The 21,411-nt window shown below is 66.9% G+C and carries 22 protein-coding genes; 7 read left to right on the forward strand and 15 right to left on the reverse strand.

Features of this window, described 5'->3' with window-relative positions:
• Positions 1–204: 204 nt before the first annotated feature.
• Positions 205–1,212 carry a DNA-methyltransferase gene (locus ACQPYE_RS08145; RefSeq protein WP_498720337.1) on the forward strand — a complete coding sequence of 336 codons (1,008 nt, stop codon included), beginning with the start codon at positions 205–207 and terminating at the stop codon, positions 1,210–1,212.
• Here ACQPYE_RS08145 and ACQPYE_RS08150 read toward each other — a convergent pair.
• Together ACQPYE_RS08150 and ACQPYE_RS08155 are read right to left on the reverse strand one after the other, a co-directional pair.
• Positions 1,209–2,138 carry a hypothetical protein gene (locus ACQPYE_RS08150; RefSeq protein WP_498720338.1) on the reverse strand — a complete coding sequence of 310 codons (930 nt, stop codon included), beginning with the start codon at positions 2,136–2,138 and terminating at the stop codon, positions 1,209–1,211. The genes ACQPYE_RS08145 and ACQPYE_RS08150 overlap by 4 nt on opposite strands.
• Positions 2,139–2,463: 325 nt before the next feature.
• The gene (locus ACQPYE_RS08155; protein ID WP_498720339.1) at positions 2,464–3,132 is read right to left on the reverse strand and encodes a hypothetical protein; all 669 of its coding nucleotides are present in this window, start codon (positions 3,130–3,132) and stop codon (positions 2,464–2,466) included.
• Between the two features lie 528 nt (positions 3,133–3,660).
• Between ACQPYE_RS08155 and ACQPYE_RS08160 the strand changes: the two genes are divergently transcribed.
• Positions 3,661–5,031, forward strand: coding sequence for a hypothetical protein (locus ACQPYE_RS08160; protein ID WP_498720340.1), 1,371 nt, complete (start codon positions 3,661–3,663; stop codon positions 5,029–5,031).
• Here the strand turns inward: ACQPYE_RS08160 and ACQPYE_RS08165 are convergent.
• The 3 genes from ACQPYE_RS08165 to ACQPYE_RS08175 form a co-directional block, all read right to left on the reverse strand.
• Positions 5,025–5,885, reverse strand: a complete 861-nt coding sequence (locus ACQPYE_RS08165; protein WP_498720341.1) for a hypothetical protein — start codon at positions 5,883–5,885, stop codon at positions 5,025–5,027. The two genes, ACQPYE_RS08160 and ACQPYE_RS08165, sit on opposite strands and share 7 nt — an antisense overlap.
• A 258-nt stretch (positions 5,886–6,143) precedes the next feature.
• A complete protein-coding gene (locus ACQPYE_RS08170) occupies positions 6,144–6,491 on the reverse strand; it encodes a hypothetical protein (RefSeq protein WP_498720342.1) in 348 nt (115 codons plus the stop codon).
• A 208-nt stretch (positions 6,492–6,699) separates the two neighbouring features.
• On the reverse strand, positions 6,700–7,149 hold the full coding sequence (locus tag ACQPYE_RS08175) for a hypothetical protein (RefSeq protein WP_498720343.1): 450 nt from the start codon (positions 7,147–7,149) through the stop codon (positions 6,700–6,702).
• A 376-nt stretch (positions 7,150–7,525) separates the two neighbouring features.
• Here ACQPYE_RS08175 and ACQPYE_RS08180 point away from each other — a divergent pair, with 376 nt between their 5' ends.
• Positions 7,526–8,323 carry a hypothetical protein gene (locus tag ACQPYE_RS08180; RefSeq protein ID WP_498720344.1) on the forward strand — a complete coding sequence of 266 codons (798 nt, stop codon included), beginning with the start codon at positions 7,526–7,528 and terminating at the stop codon, positions 8,321–8,323.
• Between the two features lie 376 nt (positions 8,324–8,699).
• Here ACQPYE_RS08180 and ACQPYE_RS08185 read toward each other — a convergent pair whose 3' ends face one another.
• Together ACQPYE_RS08185 and ACQPYE_RS08190 are read right to left on the reverse strand one after the other, a co-directional pair.
• Positions 8,700–10,352 (reverse strand): TIGR04141 family sporadically distributed protein, encoded by a 1,653-nt coding sequence (locus ACQPYE_RS08185; RefSeq protein ID WP_498720345.1) that lies wholly within the window; start codon positions 10,350–10,352, stop codon positions 8,700–8,702.
• A 126-nt stretch (positions 10,353–10,478) separates the two neighbouring features.
• A complete protein-coding gene (locus tag ACQPYE_RS08190; RefSeq protein WP_498720346.1) occupies positions 10,479–10,823 on the reverse strand; it encodes a hypothetical protein in 345 nt (114 codons plus the stop codon).
• Positions 10,824–11,795: 972 nt separating this feature from the next.
• On the opposite strand from ACQPYE_RS08190, the gene ACQPYE_RS08195 reads away from it, so the two are divergent.
• On the forward strand, positions 11,796–12,086 hold the full coding sequence (locus tag ACQPYE_RS08195) for a hypothetical protein (RefSeq protein WP_498720347.1): 291 nt from the start codon (positions 11,796–11,798) through the stop codon (positions 12,084–12,086).
• Positions 12,087–12,110: 24 nt separating this feature from the next.
• Positions 12,111–13,154, forward strand: coding sequence for a saccharopine dehydrogenase family protein (locus ACQPYE_RS08200; protein ID WP_498720349.1), 1,044 nt, complete (start codon positions 12,111–12,113; stop codon positions 13,152–13,154).
• Here ACQPYE_RS08200 and lipA read toward each other — a convergent pair.
• Genes lipA through ACQPYE_RS08215 form a run of 3 tightly spaced genes read right to left on the reverse strand, consistent with a single transcriptional unit; the run spans position 13,129 to position 15,570 of the window.
• Positions 13,129–14,133, reverse strand: coding sequence for a lipoyl synthase (gene lipA, locus ACQPYE_RS08205; RefSeq protein ID WP_498720350.1), 1,005 nt, complete (start codon positions 14,131–14,133; stop codon positions 13,129–13,131). The genes ACQPYE_RS08200 and lipA overlap by 26 nt on opposite strands.
• A gap of 15 nt (positions 14,134–14,148) precedes the next feature.
• Positions 14,149–15,090, reverse strand: coding sequence for an oxidoreductase (locus ACQPYE_RS08210; RefSeq protein ID WP_498720351.1), 942 nt, complete (start codon positions 15,088–15,090; stop codon positions 14,149–14,151).
• A 21-nt stretch (positions 15,091–15,111) separates the two neighbouring features.
• Positions 15,112–15,570, reverse strand: coding sequence for a hypothetical protein (locus tag ACQPYE_RS08215; RefSeq protein ID WP_498720352.1), 459 nt, complete (start codon positions 15,568–15,570; stop codon positions 15,112–15,114).
• Positions 15,571–15,702: 132 nt separating this feature from the next.
• On the opposite strand from ACQPYE_RS08215, the gene ACQPYE_RS08220 reads away from it, so the two are divergent.
• Positions 15,703–16,350 carry a TetR/AcrR family transcriptional regulator gene (locus tag ACQPYE_RS08220; protein ID WP_498722864.1) on the forward strand — a complete coding sequence of 216 codons (648 nt, stop codon included), beginning with the start codon at positions 15,703–15,705 and terminating at the stop codon, positions 16,348–16,350.
• A 48-nt stretch (positions 16,351–16,398) separates the two neighbouring features.
• Positions 16,399–17,331: an LLM class F420-dependent oxidoreductase gene (locus ACQPYE_RS08225; protein ID WP_498720353.1), complete on the forward strand. Its 933-nt coding sequence runs from the start codon at positions 16,399–16,401 to the stop codon at positions 17,329–17,331.
• Here the strand turns inward: ACQPYE_RS08225 and ACQPYE_RS08230 are convergent.
• Genes ACQPYE_RS08230 through ACQPYE_RS08250 form a run of 5 tightly spaced genes read right to left on the reverse strand, consistent with a single transcriptional unit; the run spans position 17,316 to position 20,951 of the window.
• Positions 17,316–17,786, reverse strand: coding sequence for an ArsR/SmtB family transcription factor (locus ACQPYE_RS08230; RefSeq protein WP_498720354.1), 471 nt, complete (start codon positions 17,784–17,786; stop codon positions 17,316–17,318). The two genes, ACQPYE_RS08225 and ACQPYE_RS08230, sit on opposite strands and share 16 nt — an antisense overlap.
• Before the next feature lie 10 nt (positions 17,787–17,796).
• Positions 17,797–18,681: a hypothetical protein gene (locus ACQPYE_RS08235; protein WP_498720355.1), complete on the reverse strand. Its 885-nt coding sequence runs from the start codon at positions 18,679–18,681 to the stop codon at positions 17,797–17,799.
• A gap of 59 nt (positions 18,682–18,740) precedes the next feature.
• Positions 18,741–19,484 (reverse strand): lipoyl(octanoyl) transferase LipB, encoded by a 744-nt coding sequence (lipB, locus tag ACQPYE_RS08240; RefSeq protein ID WP_498720356.1) that lies wholly within the window; start codon positions 19,482–19,484, stop codon positions 18,741–18,743.
• Complete coding sequence (locus tag ACQPYE_RS08245) at positions 19,471–20,067, reverse strand: phosphatase PAP2 family protein (protein ID WP_498720358.1); 597 nt, start codon at positions 20,065–20,067, stop codon at positions 19,471–19,473. Before ACQPYE_RS08245 ends, lipB begins: the two co-directional genes overlap by 14 nt.
• Positions 20,067–20,951: a TIGR01777 family oxidoreductase gene (locus ACQPYE_RS08250; RefSeq protein ID WP_498720359.1), complete on the reverse strand. Its 885-nt coding sequence runs from the start codon at positions 20,949–20,951 to the stop codon at positions 20,067–20,069. The genes ACQPYE_RS08245 and ACQPYE_RS08250 overlap by 1 nt, the downstream gene beginning before the upstream one ends.
• Positions 20,952–21,411: the final 460 nt, after the last annotated feature.

Genomic DNA, 21,411 nt, shown 5'->3' on the forward strand with positions numbered 1-21,411 from the left:
TAGAAACGTCTGACCGTTAACTTGACTGGTGTCCGCCTGGCATTCCACTGCTGTCCGGTATGTGCCAATCGAGTGCCGTGTCTTTATGATCCGGCCTGCGACCGTCCACGGCCCCGGATGTTTTGAATCCCGGACGGTATGATATTATCTGCGCTTGTTTATGTCCTGATACGCGGTGCGCCGTGATTAACCGAGGCGGATGTAGTGGACGCTCAGAAAATTGCGCCCCCTGAGAAGGGTTGCGCAGCCGAGGTTTATGAAGGTGACGCCTACGACCTGATGGTGAAGCTGCCGCCTGAGTCGATCGACCTGGTAATCACCTCACCGCCGTATTGGGGTCTGCGCACCTACGGGCTCGATCACAACGAGGACATTCTCCAAGAGTGGCTGGCTGAGGGGCACGACAAGGAAGAGCCTCCGAGCTATGACTGGTATCGGCTGCACGGGGGTTGTCTCGGCATGGAGCCGCTGCCTGAGTGGTTCGTGAGCAACCTCGTTGAGATTCTTCAGCGAGGAGCAGCTGCCCTGAAGCCCGGCGGTAGTATGTGGATTAACATCGGGGATACCTACTTCGCCAGGTGGTCGAGCATCCGGTTTGATGGTCGCCAAGGGCTTGGAGATAACCCGAGGATGCGCCGAAAGACCCCTATGGGCGGTTTCAGGCAGGAGAAGCAACTGCTCTTGATTCCCGCACGCTTCGCCATCGCGATGCAGAACAAGCGCTGGATTCTCCGTAATGACCTTATCTGGGAGAAGCGCAATGTGCCGCCGCGGCCCGAGAAGGATCGCTTGCGTCTCGCCCACGAGCATTTCTTTCACTTCGTGAAGCGCCCGAAGGAAGGGCGGCCGAAGTACTACTACGACATGTCAGCCGTTGAGGATGGCGCTCGTGATGTGGTGAAAGTGAACGTGGCGGCTGGTTCAGATGGCCACTCCGCGACTTTCCCCGTGAAGCTCATTGAGCCTCGAATTCTGAGTTCGTGCCCCCCTGGGGGCGTGGTGCTCGACCCCTTTTGCGGCACCGGGCGATCGCTTGCCGTCGCTGTCGCCAACGGGCGCCGAGCGATCGGATTTGAGATTACCTCCAACTTCTCCACGTCGGCGAGAGTGAACGTTGGAAACCCTAACTTCGCCACCGCGATAGCCGAAGCCGTCGACGAAGCAGGCGAAGTTGAACTGCTGGAGGAGAGGTCGCAAGAACCCCTCTTCTAGAGCTCCGGGAAAAGGTTGGCTTGGCGAGGTGAAGACTTAAGCTTTTTCTTCACCCTCGTGATGAAATCATCACGCAACACTTCACCTTCACTGCTTGAAGTCATGGCTTCGATGTAGTGTTCAAGTGTCGTGCGCACAACCTCGACCCGCTCTAGCTTAAGCTGGCCATTGGACTCTAGGCCGCCAGTGTAGTCGAAGCCAGCGAACGTGATGTCCCACGGGGCGCTGTCTTGCACGGGTACGAAGTTCACCCGCTTGCGGAGTTGCTGCAAGATACTGTGCTGCATGACGACGTACAGCGGAACTTCGATCTGCTTTAGGTACTCACCTTTGACAGCGACTTGAGTGCCGAGTCGCTTGTACACATTGTCGGTGTTCACGCCGTAGTCCACGGTGTCCTTACGGCCTTTGCGCGCTGCCTCTTCGGTGAAGTAACCGCGCCAGTTCGCGACATCGCCTGCCTCCCATGCCCTCCAAGCCGGGCCAACGCCGCCGCCGCGGAGGTCGATGGCCTGAGTCTCGATGGCGATGTAGCTTCGGTCGCTAGGCCAATCTGGACTGTCGACGAATGCCACATAGTCGATGTTGAGCTTCGGACTGTCCGTGACCGTCACTTCCGGCACAAGGGTTGCTTTTGCGTTCCCGAAGTAGTCCTGAGCGGCCCACTCCACGGGCGGGCCATCCAGACGATGGTCACATACGGCGTAGTTGCGTGGCTGTTCATCCCAGTTCGCCCTATACGTCACAGAGCAGTAGCCGAAGCCGTATTGACGCTGCTTTTCGCACGCCCCGCCAGCGAACGGGCAAGCCTTCGCTGCCCAGGTCGCAAGAGCTTCGGGCGTCGTAGAGTCATGCGGGTACCCGTAAGCTTCAACGATCGGGAAGACTGTCCCTCGCGTTGAGCGCTGGCTGTTGCCGTTCGTCACTGAAGCATCGTAGCTAGCAGTTCCGACAATCTAGGCTTAGATGGGTGAATCTAGTGTCTGAGCTGCCGTGATAGGTAGGCACCGCGGCGTCTGTGGCTCCTGCGTCGCACCGTCTATCCAACCTGGCCGGTCGGAGCGCCCGTGCGCTACGCTTCGGATCTCAGCATGCGTGGTGTGTCACGTAGGAGCAGCCGGATGCCGGCACCGCGGTTCGTGAGCCAAAAGAATGTGAATCAGGTGAAGCGAGTGTGCCCGGCTACCTCCAAAATTTTGCTATCATGCTTGTGGATCGGGCAACGAATACTGACATAGTCCATCACGGGAATTACCAGGGCAGCGACGTCTGTTCTGGAAGAACCTGTCCGTGTGGAGTTATCAATTGGCGACCAGGCTTTTCGCGGATCTTCCTAATGACATCTTCGCGCCGAACGTCTTGCCAAGCTCCTCGAATTAGCGCTAAGCTGAAGCTCTCGTAAGTGGTCCTTGTAGTACTCATCAATTTTAGTCCCAGTTGGCCGTCCGCGTTGACGGAATCGTCGAAGTCGAATCCACCAAATGTGATGTCCCATGGCTCATCTTGTTCGCTGGGATGAAAATCGATAACAGAGCGCAACCGCTCAAGAATCGAGTTCTGCATAATTACATATAGTGGTATGCCGACTCGGGCAAACACGCCACCCTTCTCTGCGATTTGAATGCCGAGACGCTTCCGTACATTGCTAATATTGACACCGATGTTAACGGTGTCGCGTCGGCCTTTTTTGACTGCTTTAGTGTAGAAGCTGCGCCAATCGGCAGTGTTGCCGCTCAGCCACGCATCCCAAGCTGGTCGGAGACTGCCGCCTCGTGTGTCGATCGTTTGGGCTTCAATTGCGATTACTTCTTTTTTGCTCGAATCGAAGGCGAAGTAGTCAACGTTCAACTTGTTGGGTTCATTAACAAGTGTAACTTCCGGAACAATGAACGCTTCCTTATTCTTGAAGTGGTCTGACACGGCCCACTGTATCGGGGCGCCATCGAGGCGATGATCGCATATAGCGTACCGTTTTTGTATGCCCCTATCTCCGGCTGCTGCGTACCAGGCGGAACAAGTACTCATGCCGTATTGGTCAAACTTCTCGCACTTAACCTTTGAGAACGGGCATGCCTTTTCATTATGTTCTTCTTCGGTGGCTGGAAATATGGCTTCATGTGGTAGTCCGAATATTTCGGAAATCGGAAAGACGGATCCTCTTGTTGACCGAGTGCTGCGGGGTGTTGACCGAGTGCTACGGGGTGTCACCTACCTAGTGTAGCTACATGACTAAGCCTGCCGACTTAGTGGCTCAACGTACGTTTCCTTCGTCGATCATGAGAATCTTTCGCTTCTTTATCCGTACGTGCTGCTTTTCTGTCGTTATCGTTTGCGGTAAGGCGGGAGCCGCCTATATATACGCCTAAATGTTGGTACTGTCTACGTCAATCGGCTTACGAGTTGCTAGGCTGTTTGTCTACCGCTCGTCATACGTGTAGGTGTTGCCCCATGAAGCGCTGGGCCCAGCTCACCGATCACCAGCTCACCGTGCTCCAGCGCGTCGGTGACCCGGACGACCAGGTGACAGCCCACGACTCCGCCCTAGCGACCACCGTGTACGCCCTCCGCAATCGCGGCCTGGTCGTCACGCCGCGCGTCGACGGCCGGTGGCGAGCCGAGATCACCGAAGCCGGTCGGTTCTACCTTGAGCATGGCCACCACCCTGAGCGACCGGACGTAGCTGGCCGCACCAGGACCACGGGAAAGCGCCGCACGTCGAAGCCTGCATCGCAGAAGAAGCGTCCATCGGCTCCGCAGATCACAGCCGAGACGCTCCTGAAGCTGCTCGCTGAGCAAGACGGCCACGTTCAGATCGGCGACCCCGACGACAAGACCCGAGCCGCGTGGCGCCGGGCCATCACCGCCGTGAAGCGTAGAAACCTCGTGCCAGCGGGCATGCACCTCCGCCACCATGGCAGGGACGAGGGCGACCTGGTGATTGAGCTGGTGCAGGGAGAGCACCCCGACGCCAAGTACTGGGAGCCACGGCCACAGCTCACCGCGCCCGAAGCTGACCCGCTGCACCCCGCGGTCGCCAAGCTTGGTCGTGATCCGGCCCGGCTACGCGTGTCAAAGGACAGCCGCGACCGAGCGCTTCGGCTGTTCCACATCCTCGCCACCGAGTGGGAACGCCGCGGCCATGCCGTGGCGTTTGAGGCTGACCAGCCGGGACTGACCTTCACGTCCGGGACGTCCCGCTTCGTCCTGGAGGTGAGCGAGGAGTCGGACTTGGTGGAGGCTCCGCACCTCGACGAACTTGAACAGAAGCCGACCTACTCCTGGCAACGCGTCCCCATCAGGCAGCGGTACGTGTCGAGTGGCCGCCTGGTGCTGGAGCTGCCGCACAGCTGGGACTACAACGGTCGACGGCGCCGCTGGGCCGACCGCACGCGGTGGTCGCTGGAGGACAGGCTCGGCGACATCATCAAGGAGCTCGAAGGCCGCGTTCGGTTCGATGAGGAGCGGCGTATCGCGGAGGAGCGGGAGAAGAGGGCTCGCCAGTACCAATGGGAAGACGCGATGGCCGAGGCCCGGTTCCGCTTCGCCGAGGACGCCCGCATCGCAGCGCTCAACGAGCAGATGCAGGCATGGGAGACAGCCGCCAAGGTACGTGCGTACTGCCAGGCTGCGGAGGCGGCGCTACCTGAGACGCCCGACAGCGATGTTGTCGAGTGGCTGCAGTGGATGCGGGACTACGCCGACCGGATCGACCCCGTGATCCGCGGTGTGCAGGCTCCCAAGCTCCACGCACCAAGTGCGCACGAGCTGAGGCCGTACCTCGATCGGTGGAGTCCGTACGGCCCGGACAGCAGCTACTGATCCTCTTCGCGCTTGCTTCGCCGCAGCGCCTCGATGGGAACGCCGAGCTCCTTCTCCAGCTTCTCGGCAGCTGGCTTGTCCCAGCGACGGAGGGCCGTCGCCGCCTGCTCCACCAGCTTGCCGAGCCGGAAGACTTCTTCGCGCAGCGCCTCCAGCTCCGTGTGGCGTTCGGTTCCGCCCTGACCACACCACTCCCGCACCAGCGCCCGTGCTGGGACGTTCCGTTGGTCGGCCTCTACGCAGACTTCGGGGCTGAAGTAATGCCCCTCGCCTCGACGGCTGCCGTAGTAGCTGCCGTGGATGGCCTCGTAGCGCGCCTTGGCTTCGTCGCGGGAGACCTCGTCCAACACCTCGTCAGCGAGCACCTGGGCGGCGCGCTGGGCAACGACCAGCATGGTGGCGAAGGGAACGGCCCAGGCTCCATCATCCTGCGGGATGCTCAGGGGGTCGCTCGTCAGTTCCGTAGCGTCTAGATCGAGGAGCTTGGCCAGAGCGGGCAGATCCCTGATGAACAGAATGCCAGCGTCCTTGCCGAGACCAGTCTCAACAGAGCTCAGCGCCGCTCGGTCGTCGAGCACCATCTCGGCCGCCACCAGCTCGTGGTCATCACGGGGCCGCCACGAGGCGTCGTGGAGCGCCGCCCACCGCTGGTCGTGAGCCAGCCACTCTGCGGCCTTATCCCACGTCGTCTTCAACCGAGCGGGTGACACCCACTCCTCGCGGCCCTCGTACTCGTCTTCGACGAAGCGGATCAGCACGCGCGGCGGGCGCTTGGTGCCGATGCGCCTGATCTGCACACGGGCCACCCGATCGCGCTGGTTGGCACGGTAGGCCCACTCCTGGCCAACTTCCACAAGCTGCTCCCTACCAGCTGTGCTCTTCGTCCCTCGTCAGCTCTTACCTGCAAACCCGTCCTTGTTGATACTAGGTGAGCCTGTCAATGACATGCTGCATCAGAACGTTCATGCCTGTCCTGTCGGAAACGTCGTATATTGTGATGACGTCTGCCTTCTTGCCGATATGGTGATGTAGGGCATGATCCGCCGAGAACCGCTTATCGCCGAGAAGTTGGAGAAGTTTCCTCTCGCTCCGACTGATGTTCGGCATGTTGGTCACCGCAGCGTAACAGTCGACTCCAAACCGTCAGTAGCAAGCTTCACGTAGAGTCGTTCAAGTCTCGCGATCCTATCTTCAAGTGACTTAACCGCAAGCGGGTTTGCTTGCTCGGTCGTAAGATCAGTGGCACTATGACGTCTTTTGTGGTGAAGCTTAGGTGATATGTCTTTCAGTGAAGCGGCTTCGGCTTCGCTGCGCGGTATAATCCATATCTCTTTAAGTCCCACTTGCCTCTTCTTGGCGCCGGGAAAAAGTTTGCCTTCGAAAACCCGCCTTCTTATGGTGCTGATGCTAATATTGTGTTTCTTTGCCAACGAAGATGCCTCAATGTATCCAGTGGTCACGGCGCATATCCTTCTGTCATGACTAATATGGTAACGCATTTTTGTTGCACTACGCAAGATTTCTGTACTGGCCTGCCTCGTCGGGCTTTGGGGCGGCAATATTGCGCCTAGTGGGCGAGGTGTGCTTACTCTGCAGCGGGGAGATGTTAACTGCCGATTCCGGCGAAACAAGCGCGTGCCAGGTTAAGAAATACAATACCCAAACTCACTACGTAGTCTTCCGCTTCTCCATCCACTCCGCGTTCGTCGCTGGCCGCATCCTCACGCCTGCTGCCTTCAACTTCCGCCACACCGTCCCGTCGTTGACGTCGAACCGCCGAGCGATCTTCATCAGTGACCAACCCTGTTGGTACAACTCAGCCGCTGTCTTGACCTGCGCTGCTGTCAGCGCCGGGGGAGTCGTGTCAATGCCACGGCTATGCAGGTGGCGGCCCACGGTTGCTCGGTGTACCCCGAACCGCTCGGCGAGCGTCTTGACGCCTGCACCGGCCTCGTACGCCTCAACCAGAGCGTCGATCTCCTGAGGACGAAGCGGCCGCATGGTGCGGTATGGCGCGTCGGTACCTGTGTCGTCCCGTACTTCCGGCCACGTCTCGGCCAGCGCCAACAGACGTCGTACCGCCCGACAGGGGTGTGCAAGGGCCTCGACGACGCCCACTGTGCCCGCTGGAGGGTGCAACCCCCAGACCCCGCCCGGCGGGCTCCGCCCCCGGACCCCCGCCGTGGCTGTCGCCCCTGGCCCCCACGTCGGCGGGCTTCACTTCAGCGCTGCGCGCCTTCGCTCCGCCCGGCAAGAGCGCCGTGGCGCTGCTGCGTGCTTCGGCTGCAGGCCTCCTGGTCCCTGGCCCTCGATGCCGTCGAGCAAGTGCCTCGACCGCTATTTGAACAAGATTCATTTTCTGTGATGCGCCCTATCGAAGGAAAGTGGTCGCGCGTTACATCGTGCTCACCGCGATAGCGGCCGGGTATGCGTTGTAACGTCCTCCACGCGGCCTGCGATTCTCCGGCGTACACCGAATTCGAGGAAGTGCGCCATGGAACACCAGCAAGATTTTCCTCCGCAGTCGTACCAGCAGTCGCCCCCGCCGCAGGTCGTGGCAAGGCCGAACCGGTTCGGCGCGCTCGCGTGGGCGGCCCTGATCCTCGGCATCGTCGGCGTTGTCGGCTCGCCCATCATCATCCTCAACAACCTGACCGCGGTCGTCGCCGGTGTGGGTATCGTGCTCGGATTCATCGCGCTCTTCGGCACCAAGAAGATCCTCGCGGTGATCGGTGTCGTGCTGTGCGTCCTCGCGATCGTATTCACCGTCATGGCGCAGAAAGCGGCGGTGGAGGAGTTCGACGAGATCATCAACGGCTCGACGAACCAGGGACAGGTCAGCGGCGGCACCGACGGTTCCGCACAGGTCGAGCAGAAGCCCGACGCGGCACAGGCGCCACCTACCTGGGGACAGCGCTACACCTGGGCCAACGGCCTGGCCGTCGATGTCTCCGCGCCCGCGCCGTGCACCCCCGGTCAGTACGCGGCGCCGTCGAACATCGCTCGGGCGGTCAAAGTCACCGTGACCGTGGTCAACGGCACCGACAAGCCGTTCGATGCCGGGCTGCTGTCGTTCGGTGGTGATGCGCAGTTCGACGGCCGGAAAGCGGAAACGGTGTTCGACTCCAGTGGTGAATGCGGAAGCGGTGGTTTGGAGAACGCCACTGTGCTACCCGGCAAGACTTATGCGTACGAGACGACCTTCGCCGTCGGTGCGCAGCCCGGAGAACTCCAGATCAGTCTGCAGCCCGACTTCGGCTCCGACAAGGCGGTGTTCGTCGGTCAGGCGTGAATGGCCCGTACGGACCGACGAGGGTTCCGGTCACGCCCGACAGCCGCAGTGATGATCCGGCGTTGATCGCACCGACCGCGCGACAATCGGTGTGATGACAGAAGCTTCGGGCGCGCTGATGCGGGGGTGCCTGGAAAGGAACGACGCCGCTCCCGGCTGCCTCGCACGTGGCGGCCGGGAGCGGCGGTCGGAAGCGGGTCCTCGTCAGTCCTCGTCACGGCGGGGTGGTCGGCGGGTGCGCATGACCGCCGAGGCCACGGCCAGTACCGCGACCGCGGCTTGCAGGGTTGCCGTGGCGAGATCGAGCCACAACGTCACGGAGATTCCTTCAGGTCGGTGGTGGTGTTCGTGAAGGGTCGGCGAACGGAGGCGGGGATCAGGCCGCACGACCGTTCGCCGGTCCGGTCCTGTCGCCGCCTTTCCGCTTCGCGGCGAACGGGATGTCGGCGAAGCGCAGTTCGACACCGTGGTGGTGCAGGTCCTCGTTGAGGCGCAGCAGGTCGACCATCGACAACGTGAAGAGCTGGTCGACGTCCCACCGGCGGCCGGCTACGGCCAGGACCACGACTCGCGGGCGTTCGACGACGCGGCGTCCGGGGTCGAGGTCTCGCACCTTGGCGTCGAGCTGCCGCAGCGCCTCGGGTTCGAGGCGCTGCGCCCACGCCGACACGCGGGCCTGGGTGAACAGGTGGCTTGCCGCGGTGGCGCGGGTGAGCCACTTGACGTGCACCAGTTCGTCGTCGGGGCCGAGCAGGTCGGCGAACTCGAACCTGGGGTGCATCGGTGTGTGGCCGAGGTCGCGGTCCAGGCAGAGGTAGCCCGGCTGCCGCGCGGCCTGCTGGCAGTAACGGTGTTCGTCGTCCGAAGCGCCGGACGGCGACCAGAGCGGGAACGTCAAGCTGCTCCTGTTCTCCAGGAGCTCCGCCACCCTGGTCCGGACCCGCTGCACCGCGTCCTGCCCGATCTCGTACCACCGTCCCTGGTGCAGGCAGTACGTGCGGTCCTCGACCGTCGTCTCGAACGCGACCCACCGGTCCATCGGGACGGGCCTCGTCATCAGCTCCTCGCCGTGCGCGTCGGCGCACGGGATCAGCCTGGCCTGCTTCAGCTCGCTCACCCTGGCGAACACCGGGATCCGGGCGAAGCGCTCGGTGAGGTCCGCGATGTCGAGGTCGGCGTCGAGGTCGAGCGGTCCGAAGCCGCCGACGTTGTTGGTGTGGAAGGAGTTCGCGCGGTCCACGTGGGCCGCTGCCGCGGTGGGCCAGCACAGCCCAAGGGGGCCGTGCCGGTCGTCGCCGCCGAGCGCCGATGCGAGGCGGTCCTCCAACGTCGACAACCGCAGGTCGTTGTCGCCGAGCGGGCGGACCTGCCTGATGAACCTCAGCGGCGAGTTCGCGTCACTCTGCTCGACGACGCGGCAGATCGTCTCCAGGTCGGCCAGGAACGTTTTCGGCGAGTGCCCGACCTGGATGTTCAGCGAGTCGCCCGCGCGGATGCGGTACTGCTTGCCGCCGGTCGCCTCGTGGTACGTCAGACCGCTCATGTCCGCCTTCCCCGCCACGCCGGTGACCAGCTCGCCGGCGGGGTCGATCCGGAAGCCTGGAACCGTGCTGCCCGAGGGGAACGAGGTCTGCGTGGTGCGGGCCGAGATGTCGAGCAGGCTGCTGTTCACCGTGCGCAACTTGGTGGGGTCGAGGCGACGGATGCCGAACAGGAGCCCGAAGCCCTCGTCCAGCACGAGGTCGTCGAGCAGGTGGCGTCCACCGCCCCACGCCGCGGCCATGACCCAGTCGCCGATGGGCACCAGCACCACCGCGAACGGGGCGCTGCCCGCCAGCGACAGCGCTTGGCCACTCAACCGGATGACGTGCTTGGCCCAGATCGGGGCGTCCACCGCTCGGACACCGGCGACGAGGTGGGCCGACACCTCGTTGATCATGATTGGACCGTCGTACTCGACGACGACGCTCTCCGAGAACGCCAGGTAGTCCCTGAACGGGAGGCCCTTGCGGAAGCGGTAGAGCGACATCGGGGTTGTCGGAAGCGGCTGGCGGCTCAAAACTGTGGTCCTTGTCTCCTGGGCACGACGAGGTGGTGTCGGGCGTGCCCGAGTCGAACCTCGTCGCAGGTGTCGAGAGAGTGGTCGGCCGAACGGCTAGGCGGTGACGCGCAGGGGCGGCTGGAGGAAGGTCACCAGGGCGGCTGCGGTGCAGACGATCAAAGGCACGACCGCCAGCGCACCGAGCGCGAGCAGCACCACGACGGCGCCGAGCATGGCCAGACCGAGGAGGACCCGGGCCCGGTGGTGGAGGGCGGCGATGGTCGGCAGGCGGCCGATGCCGTTCACGGGCTCCGACGCGGCCGGTCCGGCGGCGTTCGGTCGAGGGGCGGCCGGCAGGTGGTGCACGACCGGGCTGCGCCGAATGCCCATGCGGACGACGTCACCCGGTCGAGCCTGCTCGAACGCTAGCCGGGACCGGGTGGACAGCTCTAGACTCAACAGTTGTTCCTCCGAACGTTCTTCTGGTTGCAAGCCACGGAGACGGAACGGGACATCACGCGGTCTCCTGTTGGCGCAGGGGACCGCGTCCGTATCTGGGGTCGCTCGTGTCGTTGGATGACACTGTGATCGAGTGTGGCCCCCGTAACGAGTGAATTGGCCACTCGGATGGTGCCTGTCGGCGAACGGCTCCTTTGGTAAGTCCAGCGGCGACTCCTCATGCATAACTGATGCGATGTTTCCAGTCACGCTTCACTGCGCCTGAAGGGTCGGGTGGAAGTTGCTCCCGGGATTTAGGGCTGCACAGTTTTAAGCCTTCACTCGATCGTGTGACGCAAGCGTTTGGGGTCGAGGAAGGATTCCTCATCGCGGGGAAATTTATCACTCTGTGTGATCGTGCCGACGGCCCCGTGATCAGCTGGACTGATCTGTTCGGGCAGGGGTGGTACCGCTCGGCGCTCTCCGCGGACCGTTCGCCCAGACACGCTCATGCACGTCAACGACGGTGCGACCGCAAACATGCGGATTGGCCCCCACAAGGGTGAAACCATCCAGCTTGGCTGATCAGCTGACGCCAGCTGAGACGCCTGCATGGCAGACGGTCATGACCGGTGACACCCCTCCGGTCCAGCCGTGGGGAGTGGCTGTTGGTCCCATTAAACGGTTGACGGTGATTCGGGTGCATTTCCAGTTCGCTCACCGGGGGTCGCCTGCGCGGCCTTCGGGTGATACCGACCGGTTCCGGATCCGGCCGCGCACGTCGTCGGCGATAATTGTGATCATGAGGGTGGATTCGGCGGCCGATTGCCTCGGTGGGCGTTCGTCGGGTCGAGGCCGTGGACTGGACGGCCTGGGCTGTCGTTCACGGGTCGTGTCCCTGGTAGGCCGAACGGCCCATTAGGGGTTGCTAACCAGGTCCCCCGATGTGACATCCCCCTACCCTGGGGCGCGTCGAAGACGTAACTTCCTCACATGTCGCCCAGGGCCGTCACCGCGGTGGTCGGTGTTGCGTTCTTCCTGGCCGGGTTGCTGATCGTGCTGTTGCCCCTGTCCACCGACGCGCCGTCCGGGTTCGCCGTCGCCTGCGGCAACAGCGTGGGCATGGGGTTCGACCCCGTCGCGGTCGAGGTGGAGGGTGCGGCGTTCATCGAGATCTGCGGCCGGCTGCGGTTGGAGCGGTTGGCTTGGGCCGCTCCGGTCTGCGTGTTGGGTGCGTTGCTGGTGATCGGGAGCGTCGTGGTGCGGCGCAGGTCGTCCACCTAGCTACCTGCTAGTAGCTTCTAGTGCATGACGTGGATGGTTTACGGCGCTTACGGGTTCACCGGCACGCTCGTCGCGGAACTGGCCGTGCGACGGGGGTTGCGGCCGGTGCTGGCGGGGCGGGACGCGGCGAAGCTCCGGCCCCTCGCCGAACGGCTGGGCCTGGAGCACCGGGTCTTCGGGCTTGAGCAAGCCGCGGGGGCGCTGGAGGACGTGGACGCGGTCGCGCACTGCGCCGGGCCGTTCTCGGCGACCTCAGGGCCCATGGTGGACGCGTGCCTCCAGAGTGGCACGCACTACGTCGACATCACCGGCGAGATCGACGTCTTCGAGGCCGTCAGCCGGCGGGACGAGGACGCGAAGCGCGCGGGCGTGGTGCTGCTGCCCGGCGCGGGGTTCGACGTCGTGCCCACCGACTGCCTCGCCGCCGTGCTGCACGACGCCCTGCCCACGGCCACGCACCTGGACCTCGCGTTCCTGGTCCAGGGCGGCGCCAGCACGGGCACGGCGCTGACCGCCGTCGAAGGCTCGGGCGGTGGGGGACGGGCCCGGGTGGGCGGTGAGATCCGCGGCGTCCCGCTCGGCCACCGCCGCCGCACGGCGCACTTCCGCGACCGGCCGAGGGAGGTCGGCGCGATCCCGTGGGGCGACGTCAGCACGGCCTACCGGTCCACCGGCATCCCGAACATCACGACGTTCACCACGATCCCAGGCGTGCTGGGCAAGCTCCAGCCGCTCACCGCGCCGCTGCTGCGCACCGACCTGGCACAACGCCTCGGCCGGGCGCTGGCCAAGCGCATCGGCGGTCCCAGCGGCCCGACCAGGGCCAAGACCCGCTGCGAGGTGTTCGGCGAGGTCTGGGACGACGACGGCCACCGGGTGCGGGCCGCGCTCACCGGGCCGAACGCCTACGACCTCACCGCGGACTCGGTGGTCAAGGCGGTCCAACTTCTGACCGGCGCGGAGAGCCGCACGACCCCCGGCGCGCACACGCCGTCCAGCGCGTTCGGATCCGACTACGTCCGGGCGCTGGACGGCGTGGTGGTCAGCGAGCCGACAACAGTGAGGTGATCTCCTGCGCCGCGCTGCCGGCTTCCAGCAGGTGGCGCAGGTTCTCCGGCAGCACGTCGCCGCGCTTCTGCACGGCCTGCGCGTACAGCCGGCCGGCGCGGTAGGACGAGCGGACCAGGGGACCGGCCATGACGCCGGAGAACCCGATCTCCTCGGCGGTCTCCTTGTGCGTCACGAACTCCTCCGGCTTCACCCACCGCTCCACCGGGTGGTGCCGGGGCGAGGGCCGCAGGTACTGCGTGATGGTGATGATCTCGCAGCCCGCGTCGTACAGGTCGCTCAACGCCTCGGTGACCTCGTCCGGCGTCTCGCCCATGCCCAGGATCAGGTTGGACTTGGTCACCAGGCCCGCCTCGCGGGCGGCGGTGATGACCTCCAGCGACCGCTCGTAGCGGAACGCCGGCCGGATGCGCTTGAAGATGCGCGGCACGGTCTCCAGGTTGTGCGCCAGCACCTCGGGCCGCGACGAGAACACCTCGGCGAGCTGCTCCGGCACCGCGTTGAAGTCCGGGATCAGCAGCTCGACGCCGGTGCCGGGGTTCATCGCGTGGATCTGGCGGACGGTCTCGGCGTAGAGCCACGCGCCGCCGTCCTCCAGGTCGTCGCGCGCCACGCCGGTCACGGTCGAGTAGCGCAGACCCATGGCCTGCACCGACTCCGCCACCCGCCGCGGTTCATCGCGGTCGAGGTCGGCGGGCTTGCCGGTGTCGATCTGGCAGAAGTCGCAGCGACGGGTGCACTGCTCGCCACCGATCAGGAAGGTGGCCTCCCGGTCTTCCCAGCACTCGTAGATGTTGGGACAACCGGCTTCTTCGCACACCGTGTGCAAGCCCTCGCGTTTGACCAGGCCCTTGAGCTCCCGGTACTCGGGGCCCATCTTCGCCTTGGTCTTGATCCACGAGGGCTTCTTCTCGATGGGCGTTTGGCTGTTGCGGACTTCCAGCCGCAGCAGCTTCCGACCTTCAGGTACGACGGTCACGGCCTCAACCCTACGTCACGAGGGGTCGGGCGCGACGCCCGTGAGCTTGGCCGTCAAGTCCCACAACCGGCTGGCCGCGAGCTCGTCCCGGGCGGCGGTCGTCGACCCCGCCGGCGCCGGGTGGCCGCGCATGCCGCGGAACCCGTCCGGCCCGTAGTAACCGCCCCGCTCGACGTCCGGCGACGTCGCCGCGTAGAGCTGCGGCAACGCGCCCACCTCGACCGGTTGCGAGAAGAAGTCGGTGACCCTGGCGCCGAGGCCCAGCAGCGGGTTGCCCTGCGCCCGCGCCATGGTGGCGCTCAGCTCGGTGGCGGTGATGCCGGGGTGCGCCGCGACGGACGTCACGTCCACGCCCGCCGCCCGGGTGCGCCGGTCCAGCTCCCTCATGAACAGCAGGTTCGCCAGCTTGGACTGACCGTAGGCGCTCCACGCCCGGTACCGGCGCACCTCGTAGTTCGGGTCGGCGAGGTCGAGCCGGCCCGACTGGTGGGCCAGGCTGGACACGGTGACCACGCGCGCGCCCGGCCGCGTGCGCAACGCGGGCATCAGCAGCCACGTGAGCGCGGCGTGGCCGAGGTGGTTGGTGCCGAACTGGCGCTCGAAGCCGTCGGCGGTGCGCCCCAGCGGCACCGCCATCACGCCCGCGTTGTTGACCAGCACGTCCAGCGCGTCACCGGTGCGCTCGCGCGCCAGCGCTGCGGCCGAGCGGACCGAGGACAGGTCGGCCAGGTCCAGCGGCACCAGCTCGGCCTTCCCGCCGGTGGCGAGCACGCGCTCCAGCGCGCGTTGCCCGCGTTCGGGGGACCGGCAGGCCAGCAGGACGTGCGCCCCCTTGCCCGCCAGCACCTCGGCGGTGCGCAGGCCGAGGCCCGAGTTCGCCCCGGTGACCAGCGCGGTGCGCCCGCTCTGGTCCGGGATGTCCGTGATGTCCCACTTCCGGGCGTTCCACTTCGGCATGGGTCAATACCTACCAGGCGGTCAGGCGCTCTTGGCGAGCCTGCGGCGCCTGCCCGCCACGACGGCCGGGCGGCTGCGGACCAGGCCCGCGAACGCCGCGCCGACGCGGGCGATGTCCGCGCTCGGCTCGGACAGCTCCGCCAAGCCCGCCGTGAGGGCCAGCGTGCGCTGCTCGCGCTCGATCGCCTCGGCGGACGTCAGGTGCGCGTCCAGCACCGCGCGCAGCACCGGCTGCTCGTCGGCCAGCGCGCGCCACGTGCGGGCGACGGTCTCGACGCGGTCGTCGTCGCTGTCCTCCAGCGCCGCGCCGAGCCGGCCGGTGAGCTGCCGCATCCAGCGGTAGTGCAGCGCCAGGAGCAGCTCGTCCTCGGTGGCGAACAGGTCGCGGTCGAACGTCAGGGGCGCCGTGGGATCCCCCGACGCGGCGCGGAGCACGGCGTCCAGAGCGTCGCGCCGTCGGTAGAAGTCGGACCAACTCATGATCACGCCCTCCTCTGGTGGGTGACCGGCGTCATACCCAAGGTCTGTGGCATACCGTCGGTATGGCCGATGAGGCGAACATACCACGAGTACGTACCGTCGGTATGTCGTACGGTTGTGAACGTGGTGACAGTGCGGTCTAGGCGGTTGGACTACTCGGAGTCGACGAGGCAGGCCCTCGTGGACAGTGCCGTCGAGCTGTTCACCAAACGGGGGTACGCGGGCACCTCGCTGGACGAGGTGGCGAAACGGGCACGCCTGACCAAGGGCGCGCTCTACCACCACTTCAGCGGCAAGCAGGCGTTGTTCGAGGCCGCCTTCGACTCGGTGGAGACCAAGTTCATCGAGAAGCTCGGCGAGATCGTCAGCGCGCCCGGCGACCCGTGGGAGACCGCCATCGCGGGCCTGCGGGCCTACGTGCGGGTCTGCCTGGAGCCCGCCTACCAGCGGATCGTGATCCACGAGGCGCCGGTGGTGATGGGCTGGGAGCGCTGGCGCGAGGCCGAGGAGCACTTCAGCTACGGCCTGCTGCGCACCACGATCGAGGCCCTGGTCACGTCCGGCGAGCTGGAGCAGCTGCCGGTGGAGACCATGAGCCGACTGCTCTTCGGCGCGCTCTCGGCGGGCGCCAGCACCATCGCCGGCGCCTCGGACCCGCGCAAGGCCAGCGCCGAGGTGGAACGCACCATCGTCCGCGTCGTGGAGGGCTTGCGCGTGCGCGACGACGCCCCGCCGACCGTCCCGGCCGACGAGAAGCGCTCACGATCACGTCGCCGGTGAAGACGCTCGGATCGCGACCCTCCCGCACGGCCGACTAGCGTCGTCGCGGTGGACCTCCGCATCTTCACCGAGCCCCAGCAAGGGGCCTCCTACGACCAGCTGCTGGCGGTGGCGCGCACCGCCGAGGCCGCCGGCTACAGCGCGTTCTTCCGCTCCGACCACTACCTCAAGATGGGTGACGGCGACGGCCTGCCCGGCCCCACCGACGCCTGGATCACGCTCGCCGGCCTCGCCCGCGACACCAGCACGATCCGACTCGGCACGCTGATGACCGCGGCCACCTTCCGCCACCCCGGCCCGCTGGCCATCTCCGTGGCGCAGGTGGACCAGATGTCCGGCGGCCGGGTCGAGTTCGGCTTCGGCGCGGGGTGGTTCGAGGCCGAGCACACCGCCTACGGCCTGCCGTTCCCGGCCACGGTCGAGCGCTTCGAGCGGTACGAGGAGCAGCTGGAGGTCATCACCGGCCTCTGGAGCACGCCGGTCGGCCAGACCTACGACTTCGCCGGCAAGCACTACACCCTGGCGGACTCGCCCGCCCTGCCCAAGCCCGCGGGCAAGATCCCGGTGCTGGTCGGCGGCACGGGCCGCAAGCGCACCCCCGCGCTCGCGGCGAGGTTCGCCGACGAGTTCAACCTGCCGTTCCAGCCGGTGGACAACGCCGTCGAGGTGCTGGCGCGGGTGGACGCGGCGTGCGCGGCGATCGGCCGCGACCCGGCGGAGATCACCCGTTCCGCCGCTCTGGTGGTGTGCGTGGGACGGGACGACGCCGAGGTCGCCCGTCGGGCCGCCGCCATCGGCCGCGAGGTGGCCGAACTGCGCGAGAACGGCCTGGCCGGCACGCCGGACGAGGTGGTCGACAAGCTCGGCGCGTGGCGCGGGAAGACCGGCGTCAGCCGGGCCTACCTCCAGGTCCTCGACCTGGCCGACCTCGACCACGTCGAGCTGATCGCGGAGACCGTCGCGCCTCAGCTGCGCAGCTGACCCGCGACGTCCGAGGCGGCGGTGAGCAGGACGAGCACGGGCACGGTCGCGGCGGACCGCAGCCGGTAGGTGCCGCGCTTGTCCTGCTCCACCAGGCCGGACCCGGTCAACGCCTTCAGGTGGTGGTACAGCTGCCCGGTCGACCCGAGCCGGGCGGCCTCCTGCAACGCCGTCGCGGGCTGGGCGCCCCGGGCGAGCAGGGTGCGCACGATCTCCACCCGGACGGGGTGCGCCAACGCGGACAGCACCTCGATCCGAGGCCGGTCGGGCAACGACAGCGCGCGCTCCGGCGTCACGTCGATCTGCCACGAGACCTGTCCGTCGCCCAACGCCACCTGCCCGCCGTAGCCGAACGCGCCGCCGTCGGCCCCGTCCGCAGGGCGCGCCTCCCGCTCGTCGCCCTCCAGCGCGGCCACGCGCTGTTCCAGCTCGGCAAGTCGCTGCACCAGGTCCATCGCGGTGATCCTACGAGAGGCCCACGTGGAATTCCCGCAGGACAGCGGGCTCCAGCAAGGCCGTCCGGACCAACCCCGCGAGCTCGTCGGCCCGCGCGGACCACGCCTCGTCCACCTCCCTGGTCAGCACCGCCGCGCTGCCCACCCGGCCGTCCTCCCTCCGCACGCCGACGCCGACCGCGACGATCCCCGGCAGCGACCCGACCACCACGCCGCCGACCGACTCCCGGCACGTCCGGTGCACGTCCGCGGCCGTGCCCGCCCACGTCCCCCGCGCCCACGACCGCTGCCCCTCGTACGTCCGGGGCACGTCGGACAGCTTCCCGAGCACTTCGAGCCGCAGCCGCGGATCGCCCACGTACCGCTCGACCTCCACCGACCGCCCGAGCACGAACCGCACCACCTCGGCCGCGAACGCCGGCACCGCCACGCCCAACCGGCCACGCAGCCAGTCCCCGGCCGCGTAGTCGCCGTGCCGGGCCACCGCCACCAGGTCGCCCACGGTCACGAACCGCTGCGGGTCGTCCGCCGTGACGCCGTTCGAGCACCGGAGGCCCAACTCCTCCAACGCCGCCCGGTGCGCGCCACCGTCGAGACCCACGTAGTACTGCTCCCAGTCCGCGACGCGCACCCGCTCGTCCGGCGCGGCGGAGCCCTTCGCGTACTCGGCCAGGTGCGCGACCATCCGCACCGACGCCAACGGCTGCGGCTCGTGCGGCCGGTGCGAGACCCGACCACCACGCCCGTCGTCCAGCACCAGGGCCACGTGCCGCCGGTTGGCGCGCAACCAGCCGAGCCAGTCGTCCGGAGCCGCTGTCGCGCCGGCCGTGGGCAGCAACGTGGCGGCGCCGGCCGCGCCACACGCCCGGAACAGATTCCGTCGAGTCAGGAGCACGACGAATCTCCCTCCAATAATCCGTAATTACGGAATACTAAGGAGGGAGCCTCGCCCTGTCAGCCCGTCTGAACGGCGAACGTCACACCGGCCGCCACCGGCTGCGCCCGGACCAGCGTGCGCTCGGTCAGCGGCAGGTCGCCGTTCAACGCGTCGACGACCGCCTGGCGCGCCAGCGGCAGCACCTCGGCCACGGTCACGTCACGCCCCAGTTCGCGCGACAGCGACGCCACGCCCGCGTCCCGGATGCCACACGGGATGATGTCCCCGAACGCGCTCAGGTCCGCGTCGCAGTTGATCTCGAACCCGTGCATGGTGACGCCGCGCTGGACCCGGATCCCGATCGCCGCGACCTTGCGCTCCCCGCCCCGCTCGTCGGCCGGGATCCACACGCCACTACGACCCTCGACCCGCCCCGTGCGCACGCCCAGCTGATCGCACACGTGGATCAACGCCTGTTCCAACCGCCGCACGTACTGCACCACGTCCAGCGGTTCGGCCAACCCCACGATCGGGTAGCCCACCAGCTGCCCCGGGCCGTGCCAGGTGATCTTGCCGCCCCGGTCCACGTCGATGACCGGGACGTCGCCGCCCTTGGGTCGCTCCTCGGGCGCGGTGCGCCGGCCGCACGTGTAGACGGGCGGGTGCTCCAGCAGCAGCATCGTGTCGCCGATCGCGCCGTCCGCGCGTGCCTCGGCGAGCTCCCGTTGCAGGTCCCACGCGGCCAGGTAGTCGATGGTGCCCAGCTCGCGCACCTCGATCGGGTCCGTCGAGGTGCGGCAGGAAAGGTCAGGACTGCTCACGTGTCGACACTACGCCCACGGGCACCAGTCCGAGGGCGCGGGAGACGATCAGCCCGACCCCCACCACCGCCAGCACCGCGCCGACCGTGTCGGTGAACCAGTGCATCTCCAGCACGACCCGACTGGCCGCCGTCAACACCACCGCCGCGCACCCCGAGACCACCGCCAACCTCAGGTGCCGGCGGGCCAACCACGCGCACAGCACCACCGCCGTGAACGCGACCGCCGTGACCGCCGTGACGTGCCCGCTCGGGTACGCCCACTTCGGGAACTCGATCGGCCGAACCCGCTGGTACCAGTACCGGGCGAGCACCGTCGACCAGCACACCGCCAACAGGACGGCGCACCGCGCCAGCAGCAGGTCCTTCGCCAGGAACGCCCGCAACGCCAGCGAGACCAACGCGATCGTCGCCAACCCGGGGCTGAGCACGAAGCTCACCACCGTCGACGCGTGCGCGAACCCGGCCCCCAACTCCACCGCGTCCTGCCTCAGCCCCTCGTCGAGCGCCGGCGGCTCGTGCCGGACGGTGACGCCCAGCACCATCGAGGCCAGTGCCAGCACGAGGCCGATCAGCGCGCCCATCACCCCTCGACGGCCGCCGCCACGGCCGCACCGAGCGCGGGGTGCGCGAACTGGAAGCCCCGCTGCTCCAACACCCTGGGCACCGCCCTCTGACCGGCCAAGAGCCCTTCCTCGGCCACCTCGCCCAACACGGCCTTCAACGCGAACGCCGGCGCGACCCACGGCGTCGGCCGGTGCAGCACACGACCCACCGTCCGGGTGAACTCGGCGTTGGTCACCGGACTGGGCGCGGTGACGTTCACCGGCCCCGACACGTCGTGCTCGACCAGGAACCGGATGGCCGCGACGGCGTCGTCCAACGAGATCCACGGCATGTACTGCCGACCGTCGCCGAGCCGCCCGCCCAGGAAGAGCGTGAACAACGGCTTGATCTTCCCGAACAACCCACCGGAAGGACTGATGACCAACCCCGTACGCATCCGCACCACCCGCGCGTGCCCGTCCGCCGACGCCGTCGCCGCCTCCCACTGCCGGCACAACCCGGCGAGGAACCCGGCCCCCGACGGACTGGTCTCATCCACAACCTCGTCACCGGTGTCGCCGTAGTACCCGATCGCACTGGCGTTGACCAGCACCGGAACCCCACGCTCCGCCACCGCAGCCGCCAACACCTCGGTCGGCGCCGTGCGACTGTCCAACAACACCTGCTTGCGCGCGTCACTCCACCGCCTGTCCGCGACCCCGGCCCCACAAAGGTTGACCACCGCGTCCACGCCGTCCAACGCACCCTCGTCGATCCGCCCGGCCGACGGGTCCCAACCACGCTCATCGGGCGCCGAGGGCCGCCGCCGAACCAACCGCAGAACCTCGTGCCCCGCGCCGCGCAACGCGGCAACCAAACTGGTGCCGATCAAGCCCGACGATCCCGCGACGACAACACGCATGCCTTGATCGTCTCGCAGCACGCCCTCAGTTGCACAGCGGCGAACGTGTCACCCCCACCACCCACCGATCACCCTCCGCACCCCCACCCCACCCGCACCCCCACCCCACCCGCTCCGCCACCCTCCGCCCTCCGCCCTCCGCCCTCCGCCCTCCGCCCTCCTCACCCTCCACGCTCCGCACCCACTGCCACCTCCCTTCCCCACAGAAGGGCTTCGTGTCATCCCGCCGACCTGGCTCCGCCCTACCGCGCGTGTCAAGGGGGGCCAGTGCACCGATACCCACGGCGTCGACTGCGGGCCGCCCCCCTTGATACGTGCGGTAGCCCGTAGGGAGGTCGGTGGGATGACACGAAACCCGACCCGCAACGGACCCGGCACAGAACCACCCACCAGAGGGTCATCCTGCTGATCTGCCCGTCCGGCGAGGACTCTTTTCGCCCTTCACCCTCACCCCGCCCTC

This window comes from Actinosynnema sp. CA-299493 (genome assembly GCF_050946825.1).
Classification (GTDB): domain Bacteria; phylum Actinomycetota; class Actinomycetes; order Mycobacteriales; family Pseudonocardiaceae; genus Actinosynnema.

Excerpts from the sequence above, each read along its gene's own strand:
- ACQPYE_RS08160 (WP_498720340.1), top strand. The coding sequence starts at position 3,661 with ATGAAGCGCTGGGCCCAGCTCACCGATCACCAGCTCACCGTGCTCCAG.
- ACQPYE_RS08180 (WP_498720344.1), top strand. The coding sequence starts at position 7,526 with ATGGAACACCAGCAAGATTTTCCTCCGCAGTCGTACCAGCAGTCGCCC.
- ACQPYE_RS08185 (WP_498720345.1), bottom strand. The coding sequence starts at position 10,352 with ATGTCGCTCTACCGCTTCCGCAAGGGCCTCCCGTTCAGGGACTACCTG.
- ACQPYE_RS08195 (WP_498720347.1), top strand. The coding sequence starts at position 11,796 with ATGTCGCCCAGGGCCGTCACCGCGGTGGTCGGTGTTGCGTTCTTCCTG.
- ACQPYE_RS08200 (WP_498720349.1), top strand. The coding sequence starts at position 12,111 with ATGACGTGGATGGTTTACGGCGCTTACGGGTTCACCGGCACGCTCGTC.
- ACQPYE_RS08210 (WP_498720351.1), bottom strand. The coding sequence starts at position 15,090 with ATGCCGAAGTGGAACGCCCGGAAGTGGGACATCACGGACATCCCGGAC.
- ACQPYE_RS08215 (WP_498720352.1), bottom strand. The coding sequence starts at position 15,570 with ATGAGTTGGTCCGACTTCTACCGACGGCGCGACGCTCTGGACGCCGTG.
- ACQPYE_RS08230 (WP_498720354.1), bottom strand. The coding sequence starts at position 17,786 with ATGGACCTGGTGCAGCGACTTGCCGAGCTGGAACAGCGCGTGGCCGCG.
- ACQPYE_RS08245 (WP_498720358.1), bottom strand. The coding sequence starts at position 20,067 with ATGGGCGCGCTGATCGGCCTCGTGCTGGCACTGGCCTCGATGGTGCTG.
- ACQPYE_RS08250 (WP_498720359.1), bottom strand. The coding sequence starts at position 20,951 with ATGCGTGTTGTCGTCGCGGGATCGTCGGGCTTGATCGGCACCAGTTTG.